At 63.5% G+C, this 17567-nt stretch carries 16 protein-coding genes; 11 read left to right on the forward strand and 5 right to left on the reverse strand.

Features of this window, described 5'->3' with window-relative positions:
• Nucleotides 1–93 precede the first annotated feature (93 nt).
• Nucleotides 94–927 carry an EamA family transporter gene (locus tag J5M58_RS21510; RefSeq protein ID WP_112249375.1) on the forward strand — a complete coding sequence of 278 codons (834 nt, stop codon included), beginning with the start codon at nt 94–96 and terminating at the stop codon, nt 925–927.
• 28 nt (nt 928–955) lie between these two features.
• A complete protein-coding gene (locus tag J5M58_RS21515) occupies nt 956–1342 on the forward strand; it encodes an MAPEG family protein (protein WP_075046579.1) in 387 nt (128 codons plus the stop codon).
• A gap of 115 nt (nt 1343–1457) precedes the next feature.
• Here J5M58_RS21515 and J5M58_RS21520 read toward each other — a convergent pair whose 3' ends face one another.
• Nucleotides 1458–2609 (reverse strand): murein transglycosylase A, encoded by a 1152-nt coding sequence (locus J5M58_RS21520; protein WP_112249377.1) that lies wholly within the window; start codon nt 2607–2609, stop codon nt 1458–1460.
• 119 nt (nt 2610–2728) lie between these two features.
• On the opposite strand from J5M58_RS21520, the gene J5M58_RS21525 reads away from it, so the two are divergent.
• Complete coding sequence (locus J5M58_RS21525; protein ID WP_112249378.1) at nt 2729–3175, forward strand: cytochrome c; 447 nt, start codon at nt 2729–2731, stop codon at nt 3173–3175.
• Nucleotides 3176–3332: 157 nt separating this feature from the next.
• Here J5M58_RS21525 and J5M58_RS21530 read toward each other — a convergent pair whose 3' ends face one another.
• From J5M58_RS21530 to J5M58_RS21545, 4 genes are all read right to left on the reverse strand, one after another.
• Entirely contained in the window at nt 3333–3725 is a 393-nt protein-coding gene (locus tag J5M58_RS21530; RefSeq protein WP_112249379.1) for a DUF1090 domain-containing protein, read from the reverse strand.
• Between the two features lie 132 nt (nt 3726–3857).
• Complete coding sequence (gene ligB, locus J5M58_RS21535; protein WP_207879533.1) at nt 3858–5558, reverse strand: NAD-dependent DNA ligase LigB; 1701 nt, start codon at nt 5556–5558, stop codon at nt 3858–3860.
• Nucleotides 5559–5703: 145 nt separating this feature from the next.
• Nucleotides 5704–6894: a methionine adenosyltransferase gene (gene metK / locus J5M58_RS21540; protein ID WP_003249375.1), complete on the reverse strand. Its 1191-nt coding sequence runs from the start codon at nt 6892–6894 to the stop codon at nt 5704–5706.
• 18 nt (nt 6895–6912) lie between these two features.
• Entirely contained in the window at nt 6913–7905 is a 993-nt protein-coding gene (locus J5M58_RS21545) for a metalloregulator ArsR/SmtB family transcription factor (protein ID WP_112249381.1), read from the reverse strand.
• Between the two features lie 344 nt (nt 7906–8249).
• Here J5M58_RS21545 and tkt point away from each other — a divergent pair, with 344 nt between their 5' ends.
• The 8 genes from tkt to J5M58_RS21585 all read left to right on the forward strand — a co-directional run bounded on the left by tkt (nt 8250) and on the right by J5M58_RS21585 (nt 17561).
• Nucleotides 8250–10247: a transketolase gene (tkt, locus tag J5M58_RS21550; RefSeq protein WP_112249383.1), complete on the forward strand. Its 1998-nt coding sequence runs from the start codon at nt 8250–8252 to the stop codon at nt 10245–10247.
• A 179-nt stretch (nt 10248–10426) separates the two neighbouring features.
• The gene (gene epd / locus J5M58_RS21555) at nt 10427–11488 is read left to right on the forward strand and encodes an erythrose-4-phosphate dehydrogenase (RefSeq protein ID WP_013974502.1); all 1062 of its coding nucleotides are present in this window, start codon (nt 10427–10429) and stop codon (nt 11486–11488) included.
• Nucleotides 11489–11500: 12 nt separating this feature from the next.
• Nucleotides 11501–12664, forward strand: a complete 1164-nt coding sequence (locus J5M58_RS21560; protein ID WP_112249384.1) for a phosphoglycerate kinase — start codon at nt 11501–11503, stop codon at nt 12662–12664.
• Nucleotides 12664–12915, forward strand: coding sequence for a hypothetical protein (locus tag J5M58_RS21565; protein WP_112249385.1), 252 nt, complete (start codon nt 12664–12666; stop codon nt 12913–12915). The genes J5M58_RS21560 and J5M58_RS21565 overlap by 1 nt, the downstream gene beginning before the upstream one ends.
• A 160-nt stretch (nt 12916–13075) precedes the next feature.
• A complete protein-coding gene (locus tag J5M58_RS21570) occupies nt 13076–13405 on the forward strand; it encodes an MliC family protein (protein ID WP_112249386.1) in 330 nt (109 codons plus the stop codon).
• A 100-nt stretch (nt 13406–13505) separates the two neighbouring features.
• A complete protein-coding gene (fba, locus tag J5M58_RS21575) occupies nt 13506–14570 on the forward strand; it encodes a class II fructose-bisphosphate aldolase (RefSeq protein WP_008093958.1) in 1065 nt (354 codons plus the stop codon).
• Nucleotides 14571–14894: 324 nt separating this feature from the next.
• Nucleotides 14895–17021 carry a bifunctional diguanylate cyclase/phosphodiesterase gene (locus J5M58_RS21580; RefSeq protein ID WP_207879535.1) on the forward strand — a complete coding sequence of 709 codons (2127 nt, stop codon included), beginning with the start codon at nt 14895–14897 and terminating at the stop codon, nt 17019–17021.
• A gap of 39 nt (nt 17022–17060) precedes the next feature.
• Nucleotides 17061–17561, forward strand: a complete 501-nt coding sequence (locus tag J5M58_RS21585; protein WP_112249389.1) for a M48 family metallopeptidase — start codon at nt 17061–17063, stop codon at nt 17559–17561.
• The last annotated feature ends 6 nt before the right edge of the window (nt 17562–17567 follow it).

The following is a 17567-nucleotide window of genomic DNA, read 5'->3' on the forward strand; positions in this document are numbered from 1 at the left end:
GGTCGCCTTCTTCGCGGGTGAACCCGCTCCCACAACAGTCCCTGCAAACGCTATATATTCACTGCCGTAAAAAAGCCATAAGGACAACAAGGCGTGTTGGCAACATCCCTGGTGCTGGTCGCTGCCCTGCTGCATGCGACCTGGAATACCCTGATCAAATTCAGCGGCGAACGCTTGCTGGTGATTGCCAGCATGGACACGGTGGCGCTGGCCTTCGCGGTGCTGGCAGTGCCCTTCGTCGAGCTGCCGCCAGCCAACATCTGGCCGTGGTTGCTGGCCTCGGCGCTGGCCGAGCAGCTGTACCGCTTCCTGTTGATCCAGGCCTACCGCGTGGGCGACCTGGGGCTGGTCTATCCTCTGATGCGCGGGCTGTCGCCGCTGGTGGTGCTGGGGCTGACCCTGGCTTTTGCCGGTGAGTCGCTGAGCCAGCAGCAGATCATCGGCATCCTGCTGATCCCCTGTGGCATGGCCTGCCTGCTGTGGCAGGGCGGTGGCGGGGACCGGCTGCCCTGGTCGATGCTGCCGGTTGTTGCCCTGATCGGCCTGTGTATTGGTTGCTACACCTGGTTCGACGGCCAGGCCGTGCGCCTGTGGGGCAAGCCCTGGGATTACCTGGTGTGGCTGACTTTGCTCAGTGCCTGGCCCTTCCCGCTGCTGGCCAGCGTGGCGCGGCGTGCGCCGTTCGTATTGTTCTGGCGCCTGCAGTGGCGCCTGGGGCTGGCAGTGGGGCTGTGTGTATTGCTCAGTTACGCGCTGGTGCTGTGGGCCATGCACCTTGGGTCGGTGGCCGAAGCGGCGGCGTTGCGCGAGTTGAGCGTGATTCTGGTGGTGCTGTTGGGGATGCGCTACCTGAAAGAACCTTTTGGCGGGCCAAGACTCCTAGCTTGCGGGCTGGTATTGGCCGGCATGTTGGTAATGAAGCTTTGACCCGAAGACTGAACAAGGAGTCCTGTCCATGACTGTTGCCCTGTGGTGCATCCTGATCGCGCTGTTCTTGCCCCCACTGTGTGCGTTGATCGCCAAAGTCGGTAGTGGCCGCTTCCGCCTGCGCGACAACCACGACCCGCGCGCCTTCCTGGATACCCTGTCCGGGCTGCCGCGGCGCGCACATGCTGCCCAGCAGAACAGTTTCGAAGCTTTCCCGGCATTTGCCGCGGCGGTGCTGGTGGCGGATATCGTCGGCAATGCCGAGCAGGTGACCCAGGATGTGCTGGGGGTGATGTACATCACCAGCCGGCTGCTCTACATCATCTGTTACCTGGCCGACTGGGCCATGCTGCGATCGCTGGTGTGGTTTGCCGGGATGGCGATTATCGTGGCGTTCTTCGTGGTTTCCATCTGAAAGCTGGTGCGGTTTCTGTGGGAGCGGCTTTAGCCGCGAACACCGGCGAAGCCGGTGTCATATACCGCGTAGTCTTCTTCGCGGGTAAACCCGCTCCCACAGGGGTAGGGTAACGTCAGAGGACTTTCGGCACCTCAGGCAGCGGCTTGCCCTTGGGCCACAGCATCCAGATCTGCCCCTGCTGCTTCATGTTCCCGGCCAGTTCCCCTGCCTCTGGTCCAGTGCCCCAGAACAGGTCCGCCCGCACTTCACCAGTAATTGCACCGCCGGTATCCTGAGCCCCCACCGGGCGTACCACCGGTGTGCCGTCCGGGCGAGTGGTGGACAGCCACAGCAAGCTGCCCAGCGGAATCACCTTGCGGTCGATGGCCACGCTGTAGCCAGCGGTCAGCGGCACGTTCAGCGAACCTCGCGGCCCTTCGTTGCTGTCCGGGCGGGTGCTGAAGAACACGTAGCTGGGGTTGCTGGCGAGCAGTTCCGGTACCCGCTGCGGGTTGGCCTGGGCCCAGGCATGAATGGCACCCATGCTTACTTCTTCCTTCTTCAACTGGCCCTGGTCCACCAGCCAACGCCCGATCGGCCGGTAGGGGTGGCCGTTCTGGTCGGCGTAACCCAGGCGCAGCTGGCGGCCATCTTCCAGTTGAACCCGGCCGGAGCCCTGGATCTGCAGGAACTGCAGGTCCATCGGGTCGGTCAGCCAGGCCAGCACCGGTGCCTTGACGCCGTCACGGTTGATTACCTCGGCGGTGTCGTAAGGCTTGAGCACCCGGCCATCGAGGCGACCGCGCAGGCGCTTGCCCTTGAGTTCGGGATACACGCTGGCCAGGTCGACCACGATCATGTCGTCGGGGATGCCGTAAACCGCCACATGGTTGGTTGCCGACTGGCTCAGGCTGCCAGGGTAGACCGGTTCGTAGTAACCGGTGATAAGGCCGTTGGCATTGTTTTCGGCCGAACGCAGGCCGTATACCTGCAGGTTCTGTTGCAGGAAGGCGCGCACCTGCAAGGGATTGTCGGGCACGTTGGCGGCTGCTTCGCAGGTGCTGGCCCAGACGGTGTCGCGCTTGAGCTTTTCACAGCCGTTGCGCCAGGCCTGGAAGCCCGCCACCAGGTCGCTGTCGCTGACGGTGGGCAGGTCCTGCCAGGTGGCATTGGCGTAGGTGGCGATGGCATGCGGCTCGGGTTTGGCGCTTTCACCACCATTGCAGCCGGCCAGCAGGGCCAGTACCGGGAGTGTCCAGGCCAGGTGGCGCAGGGCAGATTTCATGAATACATTCCTGTCATGGGTGAATACGGATATTCGCCCCTGTTTTTTATGTGGCTATTGGTCTTTGGCCGTTGGGCAGCGATACTGGCCACCCATTTGCGTAGGCCGAAGTGACCGTGATGTTGAAGCGATTGACCATTGTTCTGCTGGCAGCACTGGCCCTGGGTGGTTGCGACCGGGTTGACCCGAACTCCCCGCTGGGCAAGCGCAAGGTAATCTTCAAGGACATGCTCAAGACCAGCGAAGACCTGGGCGGCATGTTGCGTGGGCGGTTGCCCTTCGACGGGGTGAAGTTTGCCGATGGTGCGCTGAAGCTGGACAACCTTTCGCACCAGCCCTGGCAGCACTTTCCCCAGGCGCGTGATGGCGGCGACAGTAGCGCACGGGCCGAGGTATGGGAACGTCAGGCGCGCTTTCATGACCTGGCCCGGCAGCTGGAAAGCGTCACTGGCGAACTGGTCGATGTCACTCGCGGCCAGCCGCTGGACGCTGCGCAGTTGAAGGCGCCGATGGACAAGGTCGAAGCAGCTTGCAAGGCCTGTCATACCGAATTCCGCAATCATTGATTGCCTGCATTGCTCTGTGTAGGAGCGGCCTTGTGTCGCGATGGGCCGCAAAGCGGCCCCGGCGATTTATGCATCAGCTGAAATCCTGGGGCCGCTGCGCAGCCCTATCGCGACACAAGGCCGCTCCTACAATGATCGCGTTCGCCCGGTCGGAGCTTCAGCGGTCGAGATCCTCTACCGCTTCCTGCAGCTCCTTGCGCGACTCGGCCAGCTTGTCCTTGCGCTTGTTGATCTTCTCCGAATCGCCTTTCTTCTCGGCTTTCTTCAAGTCCCTTTCCCGCTGCGCCACTTCGTGACGGGCGTCGAGCACCTTCTGCTCGCGTTCCTTGCGCAGGCCGGCATCGGTGCAGTTGTCGACCCCTCGCAGCGCCTCTTCGAGCCCTGCGGCCTGGTGGCTGTTGCCTTGATCACGGGCAATCTTCAACTGGTTCTCGATGGCGCTGCGCTTGGCGGCGCAACCGGTCAGGCCGGCATCCGGCTGGGCGGCTTGTGCGGCGCCAGCGGCCAGGCCCAGTGTCGCAAGCAGGAAAAGGGTCGAAATACGTTTCATGAAAAGCCTCCTTGACGGGGCGGGGCAGCAAAAGTTGGGGGAAATCCTGCCTTGGTTTTGCCCATTTAGAAACCCTTGTTGGGCTTTTCCGGCTTAATCTCAGGATTTTCCTACGAGTAAATTGGTAAACAATCATTGCTTGATGCTTTGCCTGTCGGGCCGGAAGCCGTCGATCCCTGCCTTGGCCAGCTGCGTTGCAATGGCTTGCACCTCGGCGGCCGCAAAAAATCCTGCAAGCTGTTGCCCGCGTTTTTCGCCGATACCGGGCATGGCTTGCCATTCAAGGTTGGTGCGGGCAGCAAGCTCCAGCCAGTCGCCTGTCACCTGCATGCCGGTGGGTGTGGGCGCGCCCAGCCCGCGCAGCCATTGGGCAAAGGGCCGTGAGCGGGCTTGGTCGAAAGTGCCGAGCAACTGCGCAGCCGTTGCGTCACTGATACCGGTTACCTGGCCCAAGCGCTCGGCGTCCAGATGCAGCCAGTCGGTCATCGAAGTCACCAGCCCGGCAGCCACCAGCCGGCGCCAGGTGCCAGGGCCGGTGCGCGGCAGGGCCAGCCCCTGCTTGCCGCTGAGCCAGGTGAGGCGGGCAATGAACTGGTCCTCGCAGCCTTCGCTGATCTGCCAGCAACTGTGGGCATGATGTTGGCCGGGCGCTGGTGCGGTCACCGGTTGGCGCTCGGCGGCGCGGTGCACCACTTGCTCCAGGCGTGGGATGGTCAGCCCGGCAAGGCTGACGGCCACCTGGTCACCGGGACGGATGTCGAGCTTGAGCCAACGTGCCAGTGAGCCCAGGCTCACCTGGGTGATTCGCCGGTCATCCAGGGTAACCGGCAGCACCTGCAAGACCGGTGTGACCCTACCGGTGCGGCCGATGCGGAAGCGGACCTCGCGCACTTCGGCCAAGGCCTGTGTGTACGGGTGCTTCCACGCTGCGATCCAATAGGGGGCCTTGGCCTGCCAGCGCTCGGCCGGTGGCCGGCCGCCTTGGCGCAGCACCACGCCATCGGTGGCGAAGGGCAGGGGTGAGCGGTACCAGTACTCACGCCAGTGCGCCGCATCGTCCACTGTTTTTATGGCGACGCTGTAATCCCGGCTGTGCGCAAAGCCCAGTTCCGCCAGCTGCGCGAGGCGTTCGGCCTGCTGCTCGGGGCCGCGCGGCCAGTCCCACACGAACAGGCCAATGCGCTCGCCTTGCTCACGACCCAGCTGCTTGCGAGCCAGCAGCCCGGCTACCGTCCCTCGTGCGTTGGCGCTGCCTGCCTGAGCTTGCACGTGCGCGTCCAGACGCAGGTACAGTTCGCCCTGCAGTTGCAGGTCGATGGCCTGGGGCAACTGCCGATTGATGGCGTGGAGCTGGGGAATGTGGCGGCTCCAGTCGTGCCCCTGCACGCCGTCCCCGCGGCTGATCAACTGCTCCAGCCGGCCCTGTCGGTAAATGAGGGAGACCGCTACGCCATCGACCTTTGGCTGCACCCAGACATCGGTCTTGCCGGCCAGCCAGCGTTCTACAGCCAGGCGGTCGGCCAGCTTGTCGACGCCGGTATGTGGCACCGGATGCGGGATCGGCCCGCCAGCGCTGGCCAGCGGAGACTGGATGGTCGCGATGCCAAAGCATTGCTGCAGGTGCGTCAGGCGTTGGCGGCTCTGGTCGTAGAGTTCATCGGGTACGAGCGCAACGCCCTGGCGGTGGTAGTGGTCGTCCCAGTGGGCGAGCGTGGCACTTAGTCGGCTTACTTCAGCCTCGACTTGTTGCGGGTTCCAGGTAGGGCATGTGGCGGCACGTGCCAGGGGGGAACTCAGTGTCAACAACAGGGTGAACAGCAGTATCAACGGCATGGCCAGCATCCTTGCATGGCGGGTGGGAGCCCTCAGCCTAGGCAGGTTGCGTGCAGGTCGCCATGCGGTGTTTGTCAGCCCATATGTCACAAAAAAGCCCCTGCCGATTGCTCGGCAGGGGCTTTCGACCAGCGCAATGGGAAATTTACAGGCCGGCAGCGTCACGCAGCGACTGGGCGCGGTCGGTGCGCTCCCAGGTGAAGGTGGTGAAGGTGTCGTCGCCGACAGTCTTCTGCTGCGGGGTACGGCCGAAGTGGCCGTAGGCAGCGGTTTCCTGGTACATCGGGTGCAGCAGGTCGAGCATGGTGGTGATGGCGTAAGGACGCAGATCGAAGCACTCGCGCACCAGCTGGATGATCTTGTCGTCGGAGACCTTGCCGGTACCGAAGGTATTGATCGAGATGGAGGTCGGCTGGGCCACGCCAATGGCGTACGACACCTGGATCTCGCAACGCTCGGCCAGGCCTGCGGCGACGATGTTCTTGGCCACGTAGCGGCCGGCGTAGGCGGCCGAACGGTCGACCTTGGACGGGTCCTTGCCGGAGAACGCGCCACCACCGTGGCGGGCCATGCCGCCGTAGGAGTCAACGATGATCTTGCGCCCGGTCAGGCCGCAGTCACCCACCGGGCCGCCGATGATGAAGTTGCCGGTCGGGTTGATGTGGTACTGGGTGCCCTTGTGCAGCAGTTCGGCAGGCAGGGTGTGCTTGACGATCAACTCCATCACGGCTTCCTGCAGGTCTTTCTGCGAAACCTCAGGGTTGTGCTGGGTCGACAGCACCACGGCGTCGATGCCGACCACCTTGCCGTTTTCGTAGCGGCAGGTGACTTGCGACTTGGCGTCCGGGCGCAGCCATGGCAGCAGGCCGGACTTGCGTGCTTCGGCCTGGCGCTCGACCAGGCGGTGCGAGAAGCAGATTGGCGCTGGCATCAGCACTTCGGTTTCGTTGCTGGCATAGCCGAACATCAGGCCCTGGTCACCGGCGCCCTGGTCTTCCGGCTTGGAGCGGTCGACGCCTTGGGCGATGTCCACTGACTGCTTGCCGATGATGTTCATCACGGCGCAGGTGGCGCCGTCGAAGCCGACGTCGGAGCTGTTGTAGCCGATGTCGATGATGACCTTGCGCACCAGGTCTTCCAGGTCGACCCAGGCCGATGTGGTAACTTCGCCGGCGATGATGGCGACACCGGTCTTGACCAGGGTTTCGCAGGCTACGCGGGCGTACTTGTCCTGGGCGATGATGGCATCAAGGACGGCGTCCGAAATCTGGTCGGCGATCTTGTCCGGATGCCCTTCGGACACGGACTCGGAGGTGAAAAGGGAGTATTCGCTCATCTCGAAGGTTCCTGAAATTTACCGATGGTGTATGTCGCCAGCCGTCCGCTGGAAATGGCGGACCTGGATCTGGAAACCGTTACGCAAACCCACGTACAGGCTGTCCCCGGGGGCCAGCCCGGCGGCGTTGGCCCAACGGGCCAGGTCGTCCTGCTCGAAGCCAAGCCACAGGTCGCCGCAGGCTTCGCGCGCCCACCCCTGGTCATGGCTGCACAGTTCGGTTACCAGCAGGCTGCCGCCTGCCTTCACCCTTTTGGCCAGCTGGCGCAGGGCCAGGGCCGGGTCGCTGAAATGGTGCAGCACCATGTTCAGCACAACGCAGTCGGCGGCCACATCCGTTGCACCCAGTGCATCGGCCAACTGCAGGTTCACATTGTCGAGCCCTTCGCGCTGGCACACCTGGCGCGCCAGTTCGAGCATGGTCGGGCTGTTGTCCAGGGCAGTGACCTCGGCGAAGCGCCGGGCCAGGTCGGGCAGGAAGCCACCGTCGCCGGGGCCGACCTCCAGGGCGCTGGCGGCCGGATCGAAATTCAGTTTGTCGAGCAACGCCAGCAGGCTTTCGCGGTACTGCGGCAGGCCGGCGATCAGGTCTTGCTGAGCGCGGAACTTCTCTTCCACGCGCAGGAAGAAGTCCTGGCTGGTGGCTGCGCGGCGCTGCTGTACCTGGGCGATGCGCGCCTGCACGTCAGGCGGCAGGGTCAGGTCATCCACCTCTTCGAGCAACGCTGCATGCAGCCGACCGCCCAGGCGCAGGCTGTCGGGCAGGGCGCGGCGGTAGAAGATGGCGTTGCCCTCGCGGCGGGTTGCCACCAGCTCGGCCTGGGCCAGCACCTTCAGGTGGTGGCTCATGCCCGACTGGCCCACATCGAAGATCTGCGCCAGTTCCAGCACGCCGAACGAGTCGTTGGCCAGGGCGCGCAATACGTTCAGGCGCAACTCGTCGCCACTGGCTTTGCACAGGGCTGCCAATGCTTCGCGTTGCTCGGGGATCGATTGCGCACGGAGGTTCATGGTGCGGCAGTCTAGACAGGCATCGTTGCCCTAGCAAGGGCAATATCAAAAAGTTTTGATATTGGATGATGGGCGGAGTGCGGGGTTGCCCTTTCGGGCCTCTTCGCGGGTGAACCCGCTCCCACAGGTTCAGCACTGCCCTCAGGCTTGGTGCGACCCTGTGGGAGCGGGTTCACCCGCGAAGAAGCCGGCATCGATTTCCAGATTTTGCCCCGAAATGAGTGCCAATCAGAGGAAAATCCCCCGACTGCGACCATACGTCATTGCCCCAAGCCCCCCCAGTGGGCGAAAATGGCCGCCTTTTTTCGTGACACCACCTATTCAAGCCCCTCAGGAGATCAGCGATGCCCAGCCGTCGTGAACGTGCCAACGCCATTCGTGCCCTCAGCATGGATGCCGTGCAAAAGGCCAACAGCGGCCACCCAGGTGCCCCCATGGGCATGGCGGATATCGCCGAAGTGCTTTGGCGCGACTATCTGAAGCACAACCCGAGCAACCCGAGTTTCGCCGACCGTGACCGCTTCGTACTGTCCAACGGCCACGGTTCGATGCTGATCTACTCGCTGCTGCACCTGACCGGCTACGACGTCACCATCGATGACATCAAAGGCTTCCGCCAGCTGCACAGCCGCACCCCGGGCCACCCGGAATACGGCTACACCCCAGGCGTCGAGACCACCACCGGCCCGCTCGGCCAGGGTATCGCCAACGCCGTGGGCTTCGCCCTGGCCGAAAAAGTGCTCGCTGCCCAGTTCAACCGTGACGGCCACACCATCGTCGACCACAACACCTACGTGTTCCTCGGCGACGGCTGCATGATGGAAGGTATCTCCCACGAAGTCGCCTCGCTGGCCGGCACCCTGGGTCTGAACAAGCTGATCGCCTTCTACGACGACAACGGCATTTCCATCGACGGCGAAGTGCACGGCTGGTTCACCGACAACACCCCGGCGCGCTTCGAAGCGTACAACTGGCAGGTGATCCGCAACGTCGACGGCCATGACGCCGACGAGATCAAGACCGCCATCGAAACCGCCCGCAAGAGCGATCGCCCGACCCTGATCTGCTGCAAGACCATCATCGGTTTCGGCTCGCCGAACAAGCAGGGCAAGGAAGACTGCCACGGCGCACCGCTGGGCAACGACGAAATCGCCCTGGCCCGCAAGGAATTGAACTGGAACCACGGCCCGTTCGAAATCCCGGCCGAGATCTACGCCGAGTGGGACGCCAAGGCCGCCGGTGCCAAGGCCGAAGCCGACTGGAACCAGCGCTTCGATGCCTACGCCAAGGCCTACCCGGAGCTGGCTGCCGAGTTCAAGCGCCGTGCCAGCGGCGAGCTGCCGGCCGACTTCAGCGAGAAGGCCCAGGCTTACATCAACGAAGTGGCTGCCAAGGGCGAAACCATTGCCAGCCGCAAGGCCAGCCAGAACGCCCTGAATGCCTTCGGCCCGCTGCTGCCAGAGTTCCTCGGCGGTTCGGCCGACCTGGCCGGTTCCAACCTGACCCTGTGGAAGGGCTGCAAGGGTGTCGAAGCCAACGACGCCAGCGGCAACTACGTGTTCTACGGCGTGCGCGAGTTCGGCATGACCGCCATCATGAACGGCGTTGCCCTGCACGGTGGCCTGGTGCCTTACGGCGCGACCTTCCTGATGTTCATGGAATACGCCCGTAACGCCGTGCGCATGTCGGCGCTGATGAAGCAGCGCGTGATCCACGTCTACACCCACGACTCCATCGGCCTGGGCGAAGACGGCCCGACTCACCAGCCGATCGAGCAGCTGACCAGCCTGCGCAGCACGCCGAACCTGGACACCTGGCGCCCAGCCGACGCGGTGGAATCCGCCGTGTCCTGGAAAAACGCCCTGGAGCGCAAGGACGGCCCTTCGGCGCTGATCTTCTCGCGCCAGAACCTGCAGCACCAGGACCGCGATGCCCAGCAGATCGCCGACATCAGCCGAGGCGGCTACGTGCTCAAGGACTGCGCCGGCGAGCCTGAGCTGATCCTGATCGCCACCGGTTCCGAAGTGGGCCTGGCTGTTCAGGCGTACGCCAAGCTGACCGAACAAGGCCGCAAGGTGCGCGTGGTTTCCATGCCGTGCACCAGCGTGTTCGATGCCCAGGACGCTGCCTACAAGCAGTCCGTGCTGCCGCTGGAAGTAGGTGCGCGTATCGCCATCGAAGCCGCGCACGCCGACTTCTGGTACAAGTACGTCGGCCTGGAAGGTCGTGTCATCGGCATGACCACCTACGGTGAGTCGGCGCCGGCTTCGGCACTGTTCGAAGAGTTCGGCTTCACCGTGGAGAACATCCTCGGTACTGCCGAAGAGCTGCTGGAAGACTGATGTATCAGTGGGGGCAATGACGCCCTCCAGGTCGTGCAAAGGGGAGGGCTTCGCCCTCCATCGCGACACAAGGCCGCTCCTACAGGGTACTGCGCATGCAGCTCCTTGTAGGAGCGGCCTTGTGTCGCGATGGGCCGCAACGCGGCCCCAACAGCCATCATGCGTTAGCGAGCCAACGAATGCCCCACCTGCGTCCCTACAAAGTTGCACTCAACGGTTATGGCCGTATCGGCCGCTGTGTCCTGCGCGCGCTGTTCGAGCGGGGGGCAAAGGCCGGTTTCGAGATCGTCGCGCTGAACGACCTGGCCGACCAGGCCAGCCTGGAATACCTGACACGCTTCGACTCCACCCACGGGCGTTTCCCCGGTGAGGTGAAGGTCGATGGCGACTGTCTGCATATCAATGGCGACTGCGTGAAGGTGATGCGCAGTGCCACCCCCGAAGGCATCGACTGGGCAGCCCTGGACATCGACCTGGTGCTGGAATGCTCCGGCGCCTACCACACCCGTGCCGATGGCCAGCGGTTCCTCGACGCCGGGGCGCCGCGGGTGCTGTTCTCGCAGCCGATGGCCAGCGAGGCCGACGTCGATGCCACGGTGGTCTACGGTGTCAATCAGGCTTGCCTGACCGGCAACGAGCGCCTGGTGTCCAACGCATCGTGCACCACCAACTGCGGCGTACCGCTGCTGCGCGTGCTGGACCAGGCATTCGGCATCGAGTATGTGCAGATCACCACCATCCACTCGGCGATGAACGACCAGCCGGTGATAGACGCCTATCACCATGAAGACCTGCGCCGCACGCGTTCGGCCTTCCAGTCGGTGATCCCGGTGTCCACTGGTCTGGCACGTGGTATCGAGCGCCTGCTTCCGGAACTTGCCGGGCGAATCCAGGCCAAAGCGGTACGCGTACCAACCGTCAACGTCTCGTGTCTGGACATCACCCTGCAGACCGCCCGCGATACCAGCGCGGCCGAAGTCAACCGGGTGCTGCGCGAGGCGGCGCTGGAAGGCCCGCTGAAAGGCTTGCTGGCCTACACCGAGTTGCCCCACGCCAGCTGTGATTTCAACCATGACCCGCATTCGGCGATCGTCGATGCCAGCCAGACCCGTGTTTCCGGCCCCCGCCTGGTGAACCTGCTGGCCTGGTTCGACAACGAGTGGGGGTTCGCCAACCGTATGCTCGACGTTGCCGAACACTATCTGCACGTCGTCCACCCAACCCGCAACAAACAGCCCTGAAGGACTGCATTCATGACCGTGTTGAAGATGACCGACCTCGACCTGCAAGGTAAGCGCGTACTGATCCGCGAAGACCTCAACGTGCCTGTGAAGGACGGTGTGGTAGCCAGCGACGCGCGTATCCTGGCAGCGCTGCCGACCATCAAGCTGGCCCTGGAGAAGGGCGCGGCGGTAATGGTCTGCTCGCACCTGGGCCGCCCGACCGAGGGTGAGTTCTCTGCCGAGAACAGCCTCAAGCCGGTCGCAGACTACCTGAGCAAGGCCCTGGGCCGCGACGTGCCGCTGGTTGCCGATTACCTTGGCGGTGTCGAGGTCAAGGCTGGTGACCTGGTGCTGTTCGAGAACGTGCGCTTCAACAAGGGCGAGAAGAAGAACGCCGACGAACTGGCGCAGAAATACGCCGCCCTGTGCGACGTGTTCGTCATGGACGCTTTCGGCACTGCCCACCGTGCCGAAGGTTCTACCCATGGCGTTGCCAAGTTCGCCAAGGTCGCTGCTGCCGGCCCGCTGCTTGCTGCCGAGCTGGATGCCCTGGGCAAGGCCCTGAAGGCCCCCGCCAAGCCGATGGCGGCCATCGTTGCCGGTTCCAAGGTCTCCACCAAGCTGGACGTGCTGAACAGCCTGAGCTCGGTCTGCGACCAGCTGATCGTCGGTGGCGGCATCGCCAACACCTTCCTGGCCGCAGCCGGCCACCCAGTGGGCAAGTCGCTGTACGAGCCTGACCTGGTCGACACCGCCAAGGCCATCGCCGCCAAGGTCAGCGTGCCTCTGCCGGTCGACGTGGTGGTTGCCAAGGAGTTTGCCGAGAGCGCCGAAGCCACCGTCAAGGCCATTGCCGACGTTGCCGCCGACGACATGATCCTGGATATCGGCCCGCAAACCGCAGCCCACTTCGCCGAGCTGCTGAAGTCGTCGAAGACCATCCTGTGGAACGGCCCGGTAGGCGTGTTCGAGTTCGACCAGTTCGGCAACGGCACCAAGGTGTTGGCCAAGGCCATCGCCGACAGCGCCGCGTTCTCCATTGCCGGCGGCGGGGACACCCTGGCAGCCATCGACAAATATGGCGTTGGCGCCGATATCTCCTACATTTCTACCGGTGGTGGCGCCTTCCTCGAGTTCGTCGAGGGCAAGGTCCTGCCGGCCGTGGCGATTCTGGAAGAGCGGGCCAAGGCCTGATGACGTCGGCGCTTGGCAAAGGGAGCGGCCTGATGGTCAAGCAATTGCCTGTGATGATGCTGGCTGGCCTGCTGAGCGCATGCGCCGGCAGCCCGGCCTCGGATGCCGACCCGACGCGGTCGCCCAAGGGCGGTTGCTACCAGTCCGAGTGGCAGGCCGAGACTGTGCCGGTCATCAGCAAGCGCGTGGGCCCGGAAGGCCTGGAAAAGTACGACGAAGACCACCAGCGCAAGGCGCCAGGTTGCCCTTGATCGGGTAACAGGCAACCTGAAGGCTGATTTGTGGTCTTGAGGTAGGGGCCGCTGAGCGGCCCTTCGCGGGCTTGCCCGCTCCCACATGTGCAGCGCTTGACCTGTGGGAGCGGGCAAGCCCGCGAAGGGCTGCACAGCAGCCCCAAATCGAGGAAACTGAATGAAAGCGCTTTTGGCCGTGACGGCTCTGGCGACACTGGCAGGATGCTCGCTACTGAAGCCGGCGCAACCCGCCCCGGCTGACGAATGGACCCGTTGGGTCTGCGACACCCAGGCTGAAGTGCTGTGGCGCTTCGCCGATGCGCAGCGCGACCAGGTCGATGTGCGCCTTGGTGGCGGCGACCAGGTCTACCGGCTCAAGGCCGAGCAGGGTGCCTCGGGTGCGCTGTACAGCGATGGCATGCTGGCCTTCCATACCAAGGGCGAAGAAGGCCTGGTGTACTGGGTGGCAACCAACGATCTGATTGGGCGGGGCTGCAAGGCACCGTGACTGGCCGGGCCGCTAGGGTGGCCCACACTACTTGAACAGCAACCGCCCCTGCGGCAGGCTTGCACGAAACAAACGACGCTTGTCGGGAGAGAGATACACAATGGCACTCATTAGCATGCGCCAGATGCTGGACCACGCCGCCGAGTTCGGTTACGGCGTACCAGCTTTCAACGTCAACAACCTCGAGCAGATGCGCGCCATCATGGAAGCGGCCGACAAGACTGACTCCCCGGTGATCGTCCAGGCTTCGGCCGGTGCTCGCAAGTACGCCGGTGCGCCGTTCCTGCGTCACCTGATCCTGGCGGCCATCGAAGAATTCCCGCATATCCCGGTGTGCATGCACCAGGACCACGGCACCAGCCCCGACGTCTGCCAGCGCTCGATCCAGCTGGGCTTCAGCTCGGTGATGATGGACGGCTCGCTGGGTGAAGACGGCAAGACTCCGACCGACTACGAATACAACGTCCGCGTTACCCAGCAGACCGTTGCCATGGCACACGCCTGCGGCGTTTCGGTAGAAGGCGAGCTGGGCTGCCTGGGTTCGCTGGAAACCGGCATGGCCGGTGAAGAAGACGGTATTGGCGCCGAAGGCGTGCTGGACCACAGCCAGATGCTGACTGACCCGGAAGAGGCCGCCGACTTCGTCAAGAAGACGCAGGTCGACGCCCTGGCGATCGCCATCGGTACCAGCCACGGTGCCTACAAGTTCACCAAGCCACCAACCGGTGACGTGCTGGCCATCGACCGCATCAAGGAAATCCACAAGCGCATCCCCAATACCCACCTGGTGATGCACGGTTCGTCCTCGGTACCGCAAGAGTGGCTGGCGATCATCAACCAGTACGGCGGCGACATCAAGGAAACCTACGGTGTACCGGTCGAGGAAATCGTCGAAGGTATCAAGCACGGCGTGCGCAAGGTCAACATCGACACCGACCTGCGTCTGGCCTCCACCGGTGCCATGCGCCGCCTGATGGCGCAGAACCCGAGCGAGTTCGACCCGCGCAAGTTCTTCGGTGAAACCGTCAAGGCCATGCGTGACGTTTGTATCGCCCGTTACGAAGCCTTCGGCACCGCTGGCAATGCCTCGAAGATCAAGCCGATCTCCCTGGAAGGCATGTTCCAGCGCTACCTGAAAGGTGAGCTGGCCGCCAAGGTCAACTGATCTTCTGGCATTGATGAAAAAGCCCGCAGCGATGCGGGTTTTTTCATTTTTGGGTGTTGGAATCCTACGCCTGTGCTGGCCTCTTCGCGGGTAAACCCGCTCCCACAGGGAGCATTCAAACCCACCAGGCAGCGCAGTACCTGTGGGAGCGGGTTTACCCGCGAAGAGGCCCGGCACATATTCCCGGCAAACTGACCGTTAGTCGGCTACCGTAGAGTTGAGGCACTGATAGCGTTCTGATTGCATTGCGTGTTATCCGCTCAGGTCTAGAGTACTAGTGGATCCAACCGTATATTGAAGTCGGTCACATAACAGAGAAGCAGCATGGATGTCGCTCACCCTCAACCTCAGCCACTGGATGGCAACTCGGTTCTTCTGGTGGTAGACGATTACCCCGAAAACCTCATCAGCATGCGGGCATTGCTGGCCCGTCAGGATTGGCAGGTGTTGACGGCAAACTCCGGGATGGAAGCCTTGAGTGCGTTGCTCGAGCACGATGTCGACCTGGTTCTGCTGGATGTACAGATGCCGGAGATGGACGGCTTCGAAGTCGCCAGGCTGATGCGCGGCAGCCAGCGCACACGGCTGACCCCGATCATTTTCCTCACCGCCAACGAACAGTCCGAAGCGGCCGTGCTCAAGGGTTACGCCAGCGGCGCCGTGGACTACATGTTCAAACCGTTCGACCCGCAAATTCTAAAGCCCAAGGTTCAGGCGCTGCTCGACCAGCAGCGCAACCGGCGCATGCTGCAGCGCCTGACCCGAGAGCTGGAAGCGGCCAGGGCGTTCAACGCGTCGATCCTGGAGAATGCCGCCGAGGGCATTCTGGTGGTTGACGCCCGAGGCATCATCAGTTTCGCCAACCCGGCCATTTCCCGTTTGTTGTCAGCGCCGGTGCAACAGTTGCAGGGCGCCCATCTGCTCGACCTGGTGCAACTGGCCACTGCCTGCTCGTGGAACGAATCGGACTTCTACCAGGCCTATCTGGGGCGGCGCATCTTCCGCGTGCACGATGCCCAGCTGCGCACCCTTGGCGGCGAGCTGGTGCCGGTGGCGTTGTCGTGTGCGCCACTGCCGGCCGAACAGCAGGGCATGGTGGTCACCGTGCTGGACATGTCAGTGGTACGCAACCTGCACCAGCAGCTGGAGTACCAGGCCGTTACCGACCCGCTTACCGGCCTGCTCAACCGCCGCGGGTTCTACCAGGCCGCCGAAGGTGTGCTGCTGCGCAACGAGCGCTCGGACAAGGCGCAGGCGCTGATGTACATGGACCTGGATGGCTTCAAGCGCATCAACGACTCGCTCGGCCACGACGCGGGCGACCGGGTACTGCACTGGGTGGCCGAACAGCTCAAGGATTGCCTGGGCAGTGAGGCGCTGCTGGCGCGCATGGGCGGGGACGAGTTCACTGCACTGTTCGACAGCCTGCCTTACCCGGAGCAGGCCGGGCGCTATGCCGAGCGGTTGCTGGAACGTATTTCCATCAGCCACCAAGTGGAAGGGCTGGATGTGAGCCTTGGGGTGAGCATCGGCATTGCCACCTATCCGGATTGCGGCGCCAATGTCGAAGGCCTGTTGCGCGCGGCCGATGCGGCGATGTACGCGGCCAAGCAGGCGGGGCGCCAGCAGTATCGCTTCTACGATCAGGAGCTCAATGGCCGGGCGCGTTCGCGGCTGATGCTCGAGGACAGCGTACGCACGGCCGTGGAGCAGCAAGACTTCACGCTGGTTTACCAGCCGCAGGTCGGCTTCCACGATGGCCGCTTGCGTGGCTTCGAGGCCTTGCTGCGCTGGCAGCACCCCAGTGTCGGCGACGTACCGCCGGGGCTGTTCATCCCGTTGCTGGAAGAGGCGCGCTTGATAAACCGCCTGGCCAGCTGGATCTACCGCCAGGGCGCGGCTCAGCGTCAGGCATGGTGCCAGCGTTTCCCGGCGGACCTGGTGCTGGGTATCAGCCTGAGCCGTGCGCAGTTCGTCATGCCAAGCCTGGTCGACGAGCTGCACCGGGTCATCCAGCTTTACCAGCTGGACCCGGCGCAGCTGGAAGTGGAAGTGGCGGAAACCTCGCTGATGTACAACATCGATGCGGCGGTGAAACAGATACACCGCTTGCGCGAGCTGGGTGTACGGGTGGCGCTGGATGATTTTGGTGCCGGCGACTGTTCGTTGCGCATGTTGCGCGACCTGCCGATAGATACACTCAAGCTCGACCGCCATCTGGTGGCGCGCCTGCCTGATTCGGCGGTGGATGCAGCGCTGGTGCGCAGCGTCATCGGCCTGTGCGCCGACTACAGCATCACGGTGATCGCCGAGGGGGTGGAAACCCCGGTCCAGGCTGCCTGGCTCAAGGCCAATGGTTGTGAGTACGTGCAAGGGTTCCTGGTGGCTTACCCGATGACCGCCACCGATGCCAGCAGCTTCCCGGCGATTTTCTCCTGGCCGGGGCCATGATTGGCTAGAATCGGCATTCGATACACCGAATGCAGCACCATGACCGTATTACGATACTTGCAAGCCTACCCCCCGCACCTGCAGCAGCAGGTGCGGCAGATGATCGACAGCGACCGCCTGGGCGAGTACCTGCAGCGCCGCTATCCCGACCGCCATGACGTGCAGAACGACAAGGCGTTGTACGCCTATGCCCAGGATCTGCGCCAGCAATACCTGCGCAGCGCGCCGAACCTGGACAAGGTGCTGTTCGACAATCGTCTCGACCTGACCCATCGGGCCCTGGGCCTGAATACGGCGATATCGAGGGTGCAGGGCGGCAAGCTCAAGGCGAAGAAGGAAATCCGCATCGCCTCGCTGTTCAAGGAGGCTGCGCCGCAATTCTTGCGCATGATCGTGGTACACGAACTGGCGCACCTGCGCGAGCGTGACCACAACAAGGCGTTCTACCAGCTCTGCCAGCATATGGAGCCGGACTACCACCAACTGGAATTCGACCTGCGCGTCTACCTGACCTATCGGGAGCTGCCGGGCAACTGTTAAGGACCA

Source organism: Pseudomonas sp. 32_A (assembly GCF_017490905.1).
GTDB lineage: Bacteria > Pseudomonadota > Gammaproteobacteria > Pseudomonadales > Pseudomonadaceae > Aquipseudomonas > Aquipseudomonas inefficax.